At 63.7% G+C, this 12,905-nt stretch carries 13 protein-coding genes; 3 read left to right on the forward strand and 10 right to left on the reverse strand.

Annotation, left to right across the window (positions count from 1 at the left end; translation table 11 throughout):
* The first annotated feature begins 74 nt into the window (after window positions 1-74).
* Complete coding sequence (locus tag AB4Y77_RS03850; protein WP_311214666.1) at window positions 75-686, forward strand: DUF305 domain-containing protein; 612 nt, start codon at window positions 75-77, stop codon at window positions 684-686.
* A 201-nt stretch (window positions 687-887) separates the two neighbouring features.
* Here AB4Y77_RS03850 and AB4Y77_RS03855 read toward each other — a convergent pair whose 3' ends face one another.
* The 10 genes from AB4Y77_RS03855 to AB4Y77_RS03900 all read right to left on the reverse strand — a co-directional run bounded on the left by AB4Y77_RS03855 (window position 888) and on the right by AB4Y77_RS03900 (window position 11,670).
* Complete coding sequence (locus AB4Y77_RS03855) at window positions 888-1,445, reverse strand: dihydrofolate reductase family protein (protein ID WP_311214667.1); 558 nt, start codon at window positions 1,443-1,445, stop codon at window positions 888-890.
* Window positions 1,446-1,688: 243 nt separating this feature from the next.
* Window positions 1,689-2,633 (reverse strand): ABC transporter permease, encoded by a 945-nt coding sequence (locus AB4Y77_RS03860; protein WP_311214668.1) that lies wholly within the window; start codon window positions 2,631-2,633, stop codon window positions 1,689-1,691.
* Window positions 2,623-3,354 carry an ABC transporter ATP-binding protein gene (locus tag AB4Y77_RS03865; protein ID WP_311214669.1) on the reverse strand — a complete coding sequence of 244 codons (732 nt, stop codon included), beginning with the start codon at window positions 3,352-3,354 and terminating at the stop codon, window positions 2,623-2,625. The genes AB4Y77_RS03860 and AB4Y77_RS03865 overlap by 11 nt, the downstream gene beginning before the upstream one ends.
* 99 nt (window positions 3,355-3,453) lie before the next feature.
* Window positions 3,454-4,605 (reverse strand): ABC transporter substrate-binding protein, encoded by a 1,152-nt coding sequence (locus AB4Y77_RS03870; protein ID WP_442013004.1) that lies wholly within the window; start codon window positions 4,603-4,605, stop codon window positions 3,454-3,456.
* A 155-nt stretch (window positions 4,606-4,760) separates the two neighbouring features.
* Complete coding sequence (gene mmuM, locus AB4Y77_RS03875) at window positions 4,761-5,714, reverse strand: homocysteine S-methyltransferase (protein WP_442013005.1); 954 nt, start codon at window positions 5,712-5,714, stop codon at window positions 4,761-4,763.
* Between the two features lie 99 nt (window positions 5,715-5,813).
* Window positions 5,814-7,217 (reverse strand): sulfate adenylyltransferase subunit 1, encoded by a 1,404-nt coding sequence (locus AB4Y77_RS03880; RefSeq protein ID WP_311214672.1) that lies wholly within the window; start codon window positions 7,215-7,217, stop codon window positions 5,814-5,816.
* Window positions 7,218-8,261 (reverse strand): sulfate adenylyltransferase subunit CysD, encoded by a 1,044-nt coding sequence (gene cysD / locus AB4Y77_RS03885; RefSeq protein WP_442013006.1) that lies wholly within the window; start codon window positions 8,259-8,261, stop codon window positions 7,218-7,220.
* Window positions 8,258-9,010 carry a phosphoadenylyl-sulfate reductase gene (locus AB4Y77_RS03890; RefSeq protein WP_442013007.1) on the reverse strand — a complete coding sequence of 251 codons (753 nt, stop codon included), beginning with the start codon at window positions 9,008-9,010 and terminating at the stop codon, window positions 8,258-8,260. The genes cysD and AB4Y77_RS03890 overlap by 4 nt, the downstream gene beginning before the upstream one ends.
* Window positions 9,007-10,749, reverse strand: a complete 1,743-nt coding sequence (locus AB4Y77_RS03895) for a nitrite/sulfite reductase (RefSeq protein ID WP_442013008.1) — start codon at window positions 10,747-10,749, stop codon at window positions 9,007-9,009. Before AB4Y77_RS03895 ends, AB4Y77_RS03890 begins: the two co-directional genes overlap by 4 nt.
* A gap of 153 nt (window positions 10,750-10,902) precedes the next feature.
* The gene (locus AB4Y77_RS03900) at window positions 10,903-11,670 is read right to left on the reverse strand and encodes a sirohydrochlorin chelatase (RefSeq protein ID WP_442013009.1); all 768 of its coding nucleotides are present in this window, start codon (window positions 11,668-11,670) and stop codon (window positions 10,903-10,905) included.
* Between AB4Y77_RS03900 and AB4Y77_RS03905 the strand changes: the two genes are divergently transcribed.
* Together AB4Y77_RS03905 and AB4Y77_RS03910 are read left to right on the forward strand one after the other, a co-directional pair.
* Window positions 11,671-12,342: a trimeric intracellular cation channel family protein gene (locus AB4Y77_RS03905; protein WP_311214677.1), complete on the forward strand. Its 672-nt coding sequence runs from the start codon at window positions 11,671-11,673 to the stop codon at window positions 12,340-12,342. It abuts the gene before it with no gap.
* 13 nt (window positions 12,343-12,355) lie between these two features.
* Complete coding sequence (locus AB4Y77_RS03910) at window positions 12,356-12,781, forward strand: hypothetical protein (RefSeq protein ID WP_311214678.1); 426 nt, start codon at window positions 12,356-12,358, stop codon at window positions 12,779-12,781.
* The last annotated feature ends 124 nt before the right edge of the window (window positions 12,782-12,905 follow it).

Below are 12,905 nucleotides of genomic sequence, written 5' to 3' on the forward strand. Positions count from 1 at the left end.
GAGGCCACCATCATGCTTATCACCAGGATGGCTCGCGCCCCGGGCCGCCCCACAATCGAAAGACCACAACCCTGATGAACAAAACCCAGCTCACCCTTAGCGCCGCCGCTTTTGCGGGGCTCCTTGCCGTAACCGGCTGTGCTTCTCCCGCAAACCCTGGCTCCATGCCGGGAATGGACCACGGAAACTCCGGCACCAGCGCGCCCTCCAACATCACTTCTGCAGACCACAACGCTGCTGACGCCATGTTCGCCCAAGTGATGATTCCCCATCACGCCCAAGCCGTGGAGATGTCCGACGCCATGCTCACCAAGGCTGACATCCCCACCGCGGTGACCCAGTTAGCCGTAAAGATCAAAGCAGCTCAGGCACCCGAAATCGAGAAGATGACGGGCTGGCTCAAGGGCTGGAGCATGCCAGTGATGGGGTCCTCCGGGCACAGCGGTCACAGCATGGACGGCATGCTGACCGACGACGATCTCAAGAAACTCAGCGAAGCCAAGGGCACAGAGGCTGCCAAGCTCTTCCTGACCCAGATGATCGCGCACCACGAAGGCGCGGTCACCATGGCAAAGACTGAGATCACCCAGGGCAGTAACCCCGAAGCCGTCCAACTCAGCAAGGACATCGTCACTTCCCAGGAAGCGGAGATTCAGGAAATGCGGGATCTCCTGGCCACCCTCTAGCACTCGGGTTCAGAACAGCTAACGCACGACGGCGGCAGGTCGCCGTCGTGCGTTCGCTCACCTTTCCCCAGCGCACCGCAAGCGTTTCCGCCAATCGCGCCCATAAGCACTGGTGCGTAAGGCGCGAAAGGGAGCGAATCAGGCGCCGAAAGGGTGCCTCCGGCGGCAACGGGCGCATGAGGCAGAGTGCGTGCTCAGCCCTTAGTCAATGCGTCGATAGTGCATGGATACCACGCCGTTGCTGAGCGGCTTCGCCGAGACCAGCTCGAGGCGCCGGGTGGCGGGCAGCCCGCCCTGGTACAGGGTGGGACCGTGGCCAGCGATCATGGGGTGGACGAGGAACTTGTACTCGTCGATCAGATCCAGTCGGTCCAGTTCCGTGGCTAATTTTCCGCTGCCTATCAGCACCCCGTCGGGGGTCCGGTCCTTGAGTTCCTGCACCGCCGTGCGCAGATCTCCAACAAGGTGGTGGCTATTGGTCCAGGGGAAGTCGGTGCGCGTCGTCGAGACGACGTACTTGGGCATTGCTTCCAACGTCAGCGCCCACTCAAGCAACGCCGGCGGGGCGTCCACCTCGCCGCTTGCCACGAAAGGCCAGTAGCTCTCCATCATTTCGTAGGTTGTACGGCCCCAGAGCATTGCCCCGCTCTGCTCCAGGAGGTGGGTGAAGAGGGCATGAGTCTCGTCGTCGGCGATGCCCTCCTGGTGGTCGACGCAACCATCAAGAGTGACGTTGATGCTGAACGTTAGAAGGCCCATTCGACGATTCTAGGTGCGCGCGGAGAGCGGAGGAAGGGCGCCAGAAGCTGCCGCACCCCTTTCCGCCGATCGCCCCCGTAACCACTGGGGCGGATGGCGCGACAAGGTGCGACCCCGACGCCGATGGGGCGCGCACGGCGCAAACGGGCGCGAAACCGCGAACAAGGCCAGCCGGAGTTTTTGTACACGTAATGCCCCTAAGAAGCACTCTTAAAGGCATTACGTGTACAAAAACTCCAATGGTTAGCGGCTGCTGCCCGCCAGCAAGCCCCGGCGCTGAAGCAGTCGCTTCTCGATCGGCCCGAACACCAGGAGTTCGATCAAGATGCCTACGAACAGGATCAGCAGGATCGCGGACATCACGATGGTCATATCGGAGAGCAAACGGCCCTGATCCAACAATGAGCCCAGCCCGAACCCGATGGTTCCGCCGACTGCGATGATTTCCGCGGCCATCAGGGACCGCCAGGAGAAAGCCCAGCCCTGCTTCAAACCGCCGATGTAGCCCGGAAGCGCGGCGGGCAGGACAATCTGCAGCGCCATCTGGAGCCGGTTGGCACCAAGGACTGTGCCCACGCTGCGGTACTGCGGCGGGATCTGGTCCACGCCGGAAATGAGTCCGTTAATGATGGACGGGATGGCGCCCATGAACACCACGAAGTAGACGGTTGCGTCGGTCAGGCCGAACCAGATGATGGCGGCAGGAACCCACGCCACGGAGGGGAGTACCTGCAGGCCGGAGATCAGAGGTCCAAACGCACGGCGCAAGGGAGCAACCTGAGCCAGGATCAGACCCACGGGCGTTGCGATGACCACCGAAATCAGGAAGCCGATCACACCACGCTGCAGCGATGTCCACACCGCTTCCTGGACTTTGCCTTCACCCCACATCGTCACGAACTGGGTGAGGACGTCAAGGGGCCCGGGGACGAGGTCGCGCCGTTTGAATTCAAGCGAAACGTAGAACTGCCACGCGAGGATCAGGACCACCAGCGCGGCAACGGGAAGCAGCACCCGCTTCCATTCGATGCCGGTTTTGCGGCCGCTGTCCGACTGGAGGTTATCCAGGCCCGCTTCAAGGTCCCGGAGCTCCGAGGCGTTGCCCTTCAGCGACGGTGAAGTGATGTGCTCTTTGGATTCAGTCACGGGAAGGGTCCGCTCTTCGGTGGTGATGGGGTTACTTGGCATGGCGGCGGATCTCCTCGCGAAGACGGCGGGTAATGACACCGGTCAGCTCCCCGGCACGGCCGGCATCGGTACGGTGTTCCTCGGTGACGTCCCATTCGGCCACCACACGGCCGGGACGCGAGGACAACAGCAGCACGCGCTGCCCCAGTCGTACGGCTTCGCGCACGTTGTGGGTGACGAACACGATGGTCCGGCCCGTTTCCTTCCAGATGCGCTCAAGCTCGTCATGCAGAAGATCGCGGGTGATCGCATCGAGGGCAGCAAAAGGCTCATCCATCAGCAGCAGCTGCCGGTCCTGGGCCAAGGAACGGGCCAACGCGACGCGCTGCCTCATGCCGCCGGAGAGTTCGTGGGGACGCTTATCCCCCGCGCCGCCCAAGTGCACCAGTTCCAACAGCTCGGTGGCACGGGCGCGCCGGCTCGCCTTGGAGCTGGACTTGTCTGCCAACTGCAAGGCCAACTCAATGTTGCCGCGCGCGGTCAGCCACGGGAACAGGGCCGCGTCCTGGAACATGAAGGCCGCGCCGTCGCTGGGTACTTCAAGAGCGCCCGACGTCGGCGGTTCAAGTCCCGCCATGATGTTCAGCAAGGTGGACTTACCGCAGCCGGACGCACCGAGGAGGGCGACGAACTCGCCTTGAGCGATGGTGGCGTTGACGTCGTCCAGCACCGGGGCGCCGTCGCCGAAGCGCTTGCCCAGGTTCTCGAGTACGACTGGCATGGTCCCGTCCTTCGTGTTGATTGGTAGAGCTGATGTGGCCAAAGGCCGGCCCGCTCCCCCGCGTGAACCGCAAGGGGAAGCGGACCAGCCTGTTACTGCTTAGTCCTGGCCAAGGCCTGCTGCCGAGGTTTTCTTGCCTTCAACCTCGTTCAGCGTGCGGAGGTCAAAGATGCCGTTGATGTCGGCCTGCTTGGTGGTGCCGGCCTTCACACCGTCTTCGAGGAGCTTGTTGTACGTCCCGGCCAGCGGGTCGGTGGTGAACTTGATGTTCTGCAGAGCGCGTTCGATCACGTTCGCCGGAAGCGGCTTGCCTGCAGTGTCCTTGAGGACCGCGTTGATGGTGGTCGCCTTCTCCTCAGCCGAGGCGGAGTTGAGCCAGTTCACGGATTCCACGTGACCCTTCAGGAGGGCCTTCACGGTTTCCGGGTGTTCGGCGGCGAACTTCTTGTTCACGATCAGGATGGTGGTGGTGAAATCACCGTTCTCCCACAGGTCCTTCTCATCCACCAGGACCTTCGCACCGGCTTCGAGCACCAGGCGGGAGGCCCACGGCTCAGGCAGCCACGCGCCGTCGAGCTTTCCGTCTTGGAACAGCTTCAGCGACTGGGCGTTTTCGGTGGGGTTGATGTTGACGTCGCCGCTGCCATCAGTGTTGGTCTTGAATCCCTGGTCACCGAGCCAAGCGCGGAGAGCCACGTCCTGGGTGCCACCGAGCTGCGGGGAGCTGAGGATTTTGCCCTTGAGGTCCGCTGCGGAGTTGATCTCCGGCTTGACCACCAGCTGGGCACCGCCTGCTGCTGCACCGGCGATGATGCTGATGGACTCGCCGTTGCTCTTGACGTAAGAGTTGATGGCCGGGTTCGGGCCGATGTACGTGGCGTCGATGGCGCCGGCGTTCAGGGCTTCGATCGCGGCGGGCCCGGCGTTGAAGACCTGGGTGCTGAGCTTGGTATCGCCGAGTTCCTTGGCGATCAGGCCCTTGCTGGTGCCTACCAGCGCCGGGCCGTGGGTGACGTTGCTGAAGTAGCCGAGCTTGAGCTCAGCGGCCGGCGACGTGGTGGGGGCCGGGGCAGCCTGGTTGTTCTGCGAAACAGCGGAAGCAACGGCGGCGCCTGCACCGATCAGCAGCACCAGGCCGACGGCCAGGGCGATCTCCACAGTGCGGCGGCGCTTGGGCTTGGATGCGGTCTCACCGGCGACGATGCGGGTGGTACCGGAATCAGGTTTCTGTGACTCGGGAGTGTTCGACATGAGGGTGGGTCCTTAGAAGATGTGGGATGCAGAGGGGGCGAAGATCAGGCCCCGTGACATCGCCCGTTGAGGGCAAGCAAGGACCATTCCGGAGAGGTCATGCCTTCACAGTAGGGACTGTCATATTTCGGCTTCAATCCCGCAGAAATCAAGGTTCACGCAGGTTCACGTGGCGTCATATTCGCCGCGAGGGCTTCAATGTCATGCGGAGTTGTGCGGCAGCAGCCTCCTATGAGATGGGCGCCGCGGTCTTGCCAAACGGCTGCGTTGCCGGCCAAGGTTCCGGTGCCCTGAACGCCCTCCGACGGACCCCACGTTTTGGTCACGGCATCGTAGGTTTCACCGGAATTCGGGTAAGCCACCAGCGGCTTGTCGGAGGACTGCTGCAGAGTGCCCAGCGCGTCCGTCACCAGTTCCAGCGGCACACAATTAACCCCGACGGCGGCCACGCGCGGTTCCGCGCGCAGCAGCGCAGCGACGTCCGCAAGGGGCGTTCCATCACTGATGTGGCTGCTGTCCCGCAGCGTAAACGTAAACCAGGATTCGACGTCGAACTCTGCCACGAGCGCCAACAGAGCCTCCGCTTCGGCGTAGGACGGCAGGGTCTCGCACGCCAGGAAATCCGCGCCGGCCTCCACCAGCGCCGCAATACGCGGGCGGTGGAAGTCCCGGAATTCCGCGGCGGAAAGCGTGTAGTCGCCGCGGTATTCGGAGCCGTCGGCAAGGTAGGCGCCGTAGGGCCCCACGGATCCGGCCACCAGCAATGGGCCGCTCACTGAACCTTCTGCCAAGGCTTCCGCGCGGGCTTCGTCGGCCAATCGGACGCTCAACGCCACCAACTCCAACGACTCATCAACGGACAGGCCGCGCCGTGCAAAACCCTGCGGAGTGGCCTGGTAGCTGGCCGTGATGGCGACGGAGGCACCGGCGTCGAAGTAGTCGCGATGGACCTGCTTGATCAAGTGCGGCTGCTCCAGGAGGACCTTGGCGGACCATAACGAATCCTCAAGGTCGCAGCCATGCGCCTCGAGTTCAGTGGCCAGGGCGCCGTCCAGGACCAAGTCCTTACCGGCGTTAAGGAGAGTGCTGAGCGTGGTGTTCTGTGCCATGGGTCCTTCCCCAAAAAGAAAACCGCAGCTTGTCCGAAATTCCCGCCGTACAACGTGAGGAGTCGCGAACAAGCTGCGGTTTTGTGACTACGTGTGACCCTAGATGACGTAACGTTCGTCTTCGTGGTCGCCCGGGTGGTCCTTGACCAGGCCGGCGGCAAGGGTGTTGCCGTCGATGGGGTCGATCACCAGGAAAGCGCCGGTGCGGCGGTGGTGCAGATAGTTCTCCAACGGCAGCGGAGCAGAGAGCCGGAGCTGTGCATGTCCGATGTCGTTGAGTTCCAAGTTGGACGCCGGCTCCACGTTGAACGTGGCCAGGTCCAGCTTGCCGGTGACGTTGCGGACCAGTGCCTGGACCGTACGCGTACCGTGCTTCACCAGGACCTTCTGGCCTTCGCGGAGCGGCTTGGGCGAGAGCCAAGCCAACGACGCGTACAGGTCAGCGGTGCTTTCCCGGACGGTGCCTGCAGCAGCGATGGTGTCGCCACGGGCGATGTCGATCTCATCAGCCAGGCGAACAGCCACCGACTGCGGAGCTGCGGCCTCGTCCAACGACTGGCCGGCAAAGTCGATGCCGATCACCGTGGTGGTGCGCGGTTCGTGGCCCGGGCTGATGACACTCACTTCGTCCCCGACCTTCACGGAGCCCTCGGTGATCTGGCCGGCGTAGGCACGGTAATCGCGGTACGCCTCCACATCCAGCCCGGCAGCAACAGCATCCGGCGCCAGGGCGCCCTGCGGACGGATCACCAGCTGAACCGGGAAGCGGAAGCTCTCCAGTTCGGCCTCAAGCTCGTCAGCAGCCGGGAGGGTTTCGAGGACCTCAAGCAGTGCCGGGCCGGTGTACCAGGGGGTGCGCTCGGAGCGGTCCACCACGTTGTCGCCATCAAGGGCGGACACAGGAACCACCAGCAGGTCAGCCACGCCGTCCGAACCAAGTCCGAGCTCGCGGGCAACCTTCTGAACGTCGGTCTCGATGTCGCGGAACACCTGTTCGCTGAAGTCCACCAGGTCGATCTTGTTCACAGCCACAATCACGTGGGCAACGCGCAGCAACTGCAGAACGGACAGGTGACGGCGGGTCTGCTCCAGCACACCCTTGCGGGCGTCAATGAGTACGACGACGGCATCCGCAGTGGACGCGCCGGTCACCGTGTTCTTGGTGTACTGAACGTGGCCGGGGCAGTCCGCCAGGATGAAGCTGCGGCGGTCCGTAGCGAAGTAGCGGTAGGCCACATCGATGGTGATGCCTTGCTCGCGCTCGGCTCGCAGTCCGTCGGTCAGGAGGGCGAGGTCGATCCCGCCCTTCTCGCCGCCGAAGCCGCGGTCCGCAGAAGTGCGGGCAACGGCGTCGAGCGTGTCAGCAAGAATCGCCTTGGAATCGTGCAGGAGGCGACCCACCAGGGTGGACTTGCCGTCGTCCACCGAGCCGGCGGTAGCGAAACGGAAGAGGGTTGTGGGCAGGGCTGTTTCCAGTCCGGCAGCCAGTGTTTCGGTGCTCATTTAGAAGTAGCCGTCCTTCTTGCGGTCTTCCATGGCTGCCTCGGAGATGCGGTCATCTGCTCGGGTGGCGCCACGTTCGGTCAGGGTGGAGGCAGCGACTTCAACAACGACGTCGGCCACGGTGCGGGCATCGGATTCCACAGCACCTGTGCAGGACATGTCGCCCACCGTGCGGTAGCGCACCAGTTTGGTGATGACATCCTCGTGAGGCAGCGGCTGGGATACCTCGCCCACCGCGCGCCACATGCCGTCGCGGGCGAAAACTTCGCGCTCGTGGGCGTAGTAGAGGCCGGGGAGCTCGATGTTCTCGCGCTCGATGTAGCGCCAGATGTCCAGCTCGGTCCAGTTGCTGATGGGGAACGCGCGGACATGCTGGCCCACCGTGTGGCGGCCGTTGTACAGGTTCCACAGCTCGGGGCGCTGGTTGCGCGGATCCCACTGGCCGAACTCGTCACGGAGGCTCAGGATGCGCTCCTTGGCGCGGGCCTTGTCCTCGTCACGGCGGCCACCGCCGAAGACGGCATCGAACTTGTTCTTCTGAATCGCATCAAGCAACGGAACAGTCTGCAGCGGGTTCCGGGTGCCATCGGCTCGCTCAGCCAGCTCGCCGCGGTCGATGAACTCCTGGACGGAGCCAACAACCAGCTTCAGGCCAAGACGCTCAACGGTGCGATCCCGGAAGTCGATGACCTCGGGGAAGTTGTGGCCCGTGTCCACGTGGAGAACGGGGAACGGAACCTTGCCCGGCCAAAACGCCTTGGTGGCCAGGTGCAACATGACCACCGAATCCTTGCCGCCGGAGAACAGCAGCGCAGGCTTCTCAAACTCGGCAACGACCTCACGGATGATATGGATGGCCTCGGACTCGAGGGTGTCCAGTGACGAAAGGCGAGTCGACTGCAGAGCCGAAGCAGCAGATGCCGCCCCGGGAGTGGCATCGGGCCTGTCGTAGCTGGACGCAATGCTGCTTGCAGCATTGCCGTCCAGCGAAGGGGCGGGGGCGGCATCTGCTGCGTAGGCGTCCGTGGTTGTTTGGGTGCTCATGTGTGTAGTCCGCATTCTGTCTTGTCGGAACCTGCCCAGCGGCCGGCGCGGGGGTCTTCACCCGGGGCCACTTTGCGGGTGCAGGGCTGGCAGCCGATGGACGGGTAGCCCTGGCTCAGGAGGGGGTTGACGGGAAGGATGTTGTCCTCGGAGTACTCGATCAGCTGATCGAAGGTCCAATCGACCATCGGGTTCACCTTGACCAGGCCGAAGCCCTCATCCCAAGTGACCACCGGTGTGTTGGTACGTGTGGGTCCCTCGTCGCGGCGGACACCGGTGAACCACACCTCGTAGCCGGCCAGCGAGCGGCGCAGGGGCTGGACCTTGCGCAGTGCACAGCACTGGGCGGGGTCGCGGGCGAACAGGTCCTTGCCCAGGAGGCGGTCCTGCTGCTCCACGGTGCTTTCCGGAAGGACGTCCACCACGTTGACGCGGAGGTTCGCTGCGACTTCGTCGCGCGTCTCGTACGTTTCCTTGAAGTGGTAGCCGGTTTCCAGGAACAAGACGTCGACGCCGGGAAGCTGGTCCGCCACCAAAGCCGGCAGGACGGCGTCGGCCATGGAGCAGGCGACCGTCACCGTGGGCAGCTCGAAGTTGCGGGCTACCCAGGCGATGATGTCCGAGGCAGGGGCGTTCCAGCCAAGCTCAGCGGCGCCTTGTTCAGCAAGGGCCTTGAGCTCCTCATGGGACCGCAGCGCCGGACGGGCTGCTGCGCTGGCGAGGTTGGTAATGGTGACGTGGTCTGTCATTGGAGGTCTCCTTCATCGGCGGAGTGTGCCCACTCAGCGAAGGTCTGGCCCTCAGCGCCAACGGCGACGAACTTACGGACCACACGCTCCACATAGTCGGGCAGGTCATCCACGGTGACCTTGAGGCCGCGGACCGTACGTCCCAAACCGGCTTCCTCGCGCTCGTTGTTCGCCAGCCCGCCGCCAAGGTGGACCTGGAAACCCGGGGTGGGGTCGCCGTCGGGCGTTGGCAGCATCATGCCCTTCAGGCCGATATCGGCCGTCTGGATGCGTGCGCAGGAGTTGGGGCAACCGTTGATGTGGAGGGACAGTGCCGACGGCAGTTGCTTGGACTCCACGAGGTCGGCCAGGCGGCGTTCCAGTTCAGCGATGGCCGTAGCAGCCGTGACCTTGGTTTCCACGATGGCCAGCTTGCAATACTCGATGCCCGTGCAGGCAATGGTGCCGCGGCGGAACACGGACGGACGGGCGGAGAGGCCCAAGGTGTCCAGTTCGGCTATGAGGGGCTCCACCTGCTCCTTGGCCACATCCAGGATGACCAGCTTCTGGTGAGGAGTAGTGCGCAGACGGTAGCTGCCGTGCTTCTCCAGGGTGTCCGCCAGCGTGACAAGTGCCTCGCCGGAGGTGCGGCCCACAGTGGGGGTCACGCCAATGAAGAACTTGCCGTCCTTCTGCTCGTGTACGCCGATGTGGTCGCCGGGAGCCGTGGGCTTGGGAGCAGCGGGGCCGTCGGGAAGCTTGAAGCCGAGGTACTCGTCCTCCAGGATCTGGCGGAACTTGGCCGGACCCCAGTCGTTCATGAGGAACTTCAGGCGGGCCTTGGTGCGCATGCGGCGGTAGCCGTAGTCGCGGAAGATGCTGGTGACGCCCAGCCATACTTCAGCGGCGACATCGGCGGAGACGAACACACCGAGGCGTTCGGCCAGGCGCGGGTTGGTGGAGAGGCCGCCACCAACCCAGAGGTCGTAGCCGACGCCAAGCTCAGGGTGGACGACGCCCACCAAGGCGAAGTCGTTGATCTCGTGAACGACGTCCTGGGACGGGTGTCCCGTGATGGCGGTCTTGTATTTGCGCGGCAGGTTGGCCAGTTCGGGGTCGCCGATGAACCGTTCGGCGAGCTCATGGATCAGCGGCGTGGGGTCGATGATCTCGTCTTTGGCGATGCCCGCAACGGGGGAACCGAGGATGACGCGGGGAACGTCGCCGCAGGCCTCGGTGGTGGACAACCCGATGCCCTCGAGGCGGCGCCAGATTTCGGGCACGTCTTCGACGCGGATCCAGTGCAGCTGGATGTTCTGGCGGTCCGTGAGGTCGGCTGAGCCGCGGGCGAAGTCCACGGAAATCTGTCCGATGACGCGCAGCTGTTCGGTGGTCAGCGCACCGCCGTCGATGCGCACGCGCAGCATGAAGTACTTGTCTTCGAGCTCGTGCGGTTCAAGCGTTGCGGTCTTGCCGCCGTCGATCCCGGGCTTGCGCTGGGTGTAGAGGCCCCACCAACGGAAGCGGCCGTGAAGGTCCGTTCCGTCGATCGAATCGAAGCCCTCTTTGGAATAGACAGACTCAATGCGCTCACGGACGTTCAGGCCGTTGTCTTCCTGTTTCCAGGTTTCGTTGGCATTCAGTGGCGCGGTGCCGTCAACCTTCCACTGGCCGTGGGGCTTTGCGGCAGGGCGGGTGCGCGCCGGACGCGAGGGAACTGCGGTGTCCGAGGACGCACCGGCTACAGCTGTATCTGTCATACATCGACTGTAGGTCTGGCCAGATTTCGCCAGCAAAGGTCCGGAAATGCTAAGTCACCTAGGGAAACATTTCGTCACGAACACGCCAGCGGCCTTGTCCGGAGGGCCTGCTTTGTGCAGGTCAATTTGGCCGCTTTTCCGCGTGGATAAAGGTTAGGAGAGCCTTTCCAACACTGCGTCGTACCGTTCCAGCGCGATCTCCGCGAGCACCTTGGACGGCAGCAACGGAGCCGCAACAACGTCCGCGCCGGCCTTCGCCAACTGATCGTGGAAATAACCTGTTGCCAAGAGGTACGAGGCTATGAAGACCCTGCCTGTCCCGCCATCCGCGGCGAGTTCGGCACGCAAGGAGGCGACGCCGTCGGGCACTGTTGGCTGGGCGCTGGCACCATAGGCCACCCGCACCTTGTTCGGCAGCAGCTCGGCGAGCAGTCGCGCTTGCTCTTCCGAATCAACCGAGCCGTCCGGAAGGGACGATCCCGCGGCAGCCAGCAGGACGCCGTCGTGCTCCTGCAGCCCCGCCGCGCGCAAGTGCGTGGCCAACAATTCAGCGAGCCGCGGGTCCGGACCCAACGGCCTGGCAGCCACAACCTCGGGGCGCGTCTTGATGGCCTTGGGCACGTCCACCTTGATGTGGAAGCCGGTGGAAAGCAAAAGCGGTACGACGACGGCGGCAGTCCCCTCGGGCAGGCCCTCCACCACGCCGCCCAGTTCGGGTTCCTGGACGTCGACGTACGCCTCAACCACGCGCAACCCGGGACGGAGGGCTTCAATTTCCGCCATCACGCGACGGATGGCGGCCTGCCCTTCGGCGTTCCGGGTTCCGTGGGCGCAAGCGATCAAAACGGGGCTGTTCATGGGAGCTAGCGTAACGTTGAGCCAGCATCTATTGAGAGTCGTATCCAGAAAGAACCCGTCCACTTGATTTCCATCGACATCGTCCTCCTTTGGCTTGACCTGGTTGGCGTGTTCTTCTTCGCGGTCTCGGGATCCCTGCTGGCCGCCCGCAAACAGTTCGACATCGTTGGCTCCGTGCTCCTGGGCTCCATTGTTGCCCTTGGCGGCGGAGTGATCCGCGACATCGTCATCAACGCCGGTCCCCCGATTGCCTTCACGAATCCGGCCTACCTTGCTCCCCCGCTGCTCGCTGCGATGCTGGTCTACTTCCTGTTCTCCTCGGTCCAGCGCTTCACGTCCCTGTTAACACTGTTCGACGCCGGTGGGCTGGCTCTGTTCTGCATCACCGGAACGCTCAAGGCCCTCACTGCCGGCATGAACCCCGTGGCCGCCATCCTGCTCGGTGTCACCACCGCGGTGGGCGGTGGCCTGCTGCGGGACATTACGGCGAACGAAGTTCCTACGCTGTTTAATGCCCGCGATCTCTATGCGCTCCCGGCGTTTGTGGGGGCAGGCCTCACCACGCTCCTCTGGCATCTGGGCACCTTCACGGGGCTCACTGCGTGCGTGGTGGCAGCAGTTGTTTTCGCCTTCCGCGTGACGGCCTGGCGACGCAGCTGGCACGTACCGCTGGCCGTTCGTGGCTGGCACCGCCCCGGCGCCGGCCCGGGCGCAATTTCGGGTGCCCGGGATTAGCTAGGATAAGAGCATGACTGACATGTTCCTCGAGAAGTTCCGCGCGCTGGTCCCAAAGTATCTCGAGGATGAATGGCAGGAAGAAGATGGCCTCACGCCCGACGAACTGGACGATGCCCTCTCCGATCACTCCTTCACCATCCCGCTGGTCCTGCGCGAGTTCTACCTGGCAATCGGCGGCTGCGAGGACCTCATGGAGGCCTACCACTACTTCTGGGATCCCGAGGAACTCGAGGTGGACGACGAAGGCTTCCTCATGTTCCTCGAGGACGAGGAAGAGCAGTTCACCTGGGGCTTCCGCACCGCTGATCTCGGCATCCCGGACCCGATCGTCTGGCGCCGCAACAACGCCCGCGGCCAGTGGAAGAGCGAGGAAGGCACGTTCTCCGAGTTCGCGTTCGACATGTTTGAGTGGGCCTTCAACGACGACGAAGACTAATTTTCAGTTTGCAGCAGCCCCTTTCCTGACTCCCTGGTCAGGAAAGGGGCTGTTTTCGTAGTGCCCCGTGTACCTCCAGCACCCACTTTGATTTTGCAACTGCCCTGACACGCCGTTCGGGTGG

The sequence above is a fragment of the Paenarthrobacter sp. YAF11_1 genome (genome assembly GCF_052113445.1).
Taxonomy (GTDB): Bacteria; Actinomycetota; Actinomycetes; order Actinomycetales; family Micrococcaceae; genus Arthrobacter.

What these genes read in the sequence shown, in the direction of transcription:
- AB4Y77_RS03895 (WP_442013008.1), bottom strand. Translation starts at nt 10,749, where the DNA reads ATGACAGATACAGCTGTAGCCGGTGCGTCCTCGGACACCGCAGTTCCC.
- AB4Y77_RS03865 (WP_311214669.1), bottom strand. Translation starts at nt 3,354, where the DNA reads ATGCCAGTCGTACTCGAGAACCTGGGCAAGCGCTTCGGCGACGGCGCC.
- cysD (WP_442013006.1), bottom strand. Translation starts at nt 8,261, where the DNA reads ATGAGCACCCAAACAACCACGGACGCCTACGCAGCAGATGCCGCCCCC.
- AB4Y77_RS03850 (WP_311214666.1), top strand. Translation starts at nt 75, where the DNA reads ATGAACAAAACCCAGCTCACCCTTAGCGCCGCCGCTTTTGCGGGGCTC.
- AB4Y77_RS03860 (WP_311214668.1), bottom strand. Translation starts at nt 2,633, where the DNA reads ATGCCAAGTAACCCCATCACCACCGAAGAGCGGACCCTTCCCGTGACT.
- AB4Y77_RS03870 (WP_442013004.1), bottom strand. Translation starts at nt 4,605, where the DNA reads ATGTCGAACACTCCCGAGTCACAGAAACCTGATTCCGGTACCACCCGC.
- AB4Y77_RS03910 (WP_311214678.1), top strand. Translation starts at nt 12,356, where the DNA reads ATGACTGACATGTTCCTCGAGAAGTTCCGCGCGCTGGTCCCAAAGTAT.
- mmuM (WP_442013005.1), bottom strand. Translation starts at nt 5,714, where the DNA reads ATGGCACAGAACACCACGCTCAGCACTCTCCTTAACGCCGGTAAGGAC.
- AB4Y77_RS03890 (WP_442013007.1), bottom strand. Translation starts at nt 9,010, where the DNA reads ATGACAGACCACGTCACCATTACCAACCTCGCCAGCGCAGCAGCCCGT.
- AB4Y77_RS03855 (WP_311214667.1), bottom strand. Translation starts at nt 1,445, where the DNA reads ATGGGCCTTCTAACGTTCAGCATCAACGTCACTCTTGATGGTTGCGTC.
- AB4Y77_RS03880 (WP_311214672.1), bottom strand. Translation starts at nt 7,217, where the DNA reads ATGAGCACCGAAACACTGGCTGCCGGACTGGAAACAGCCCTGCCCACA.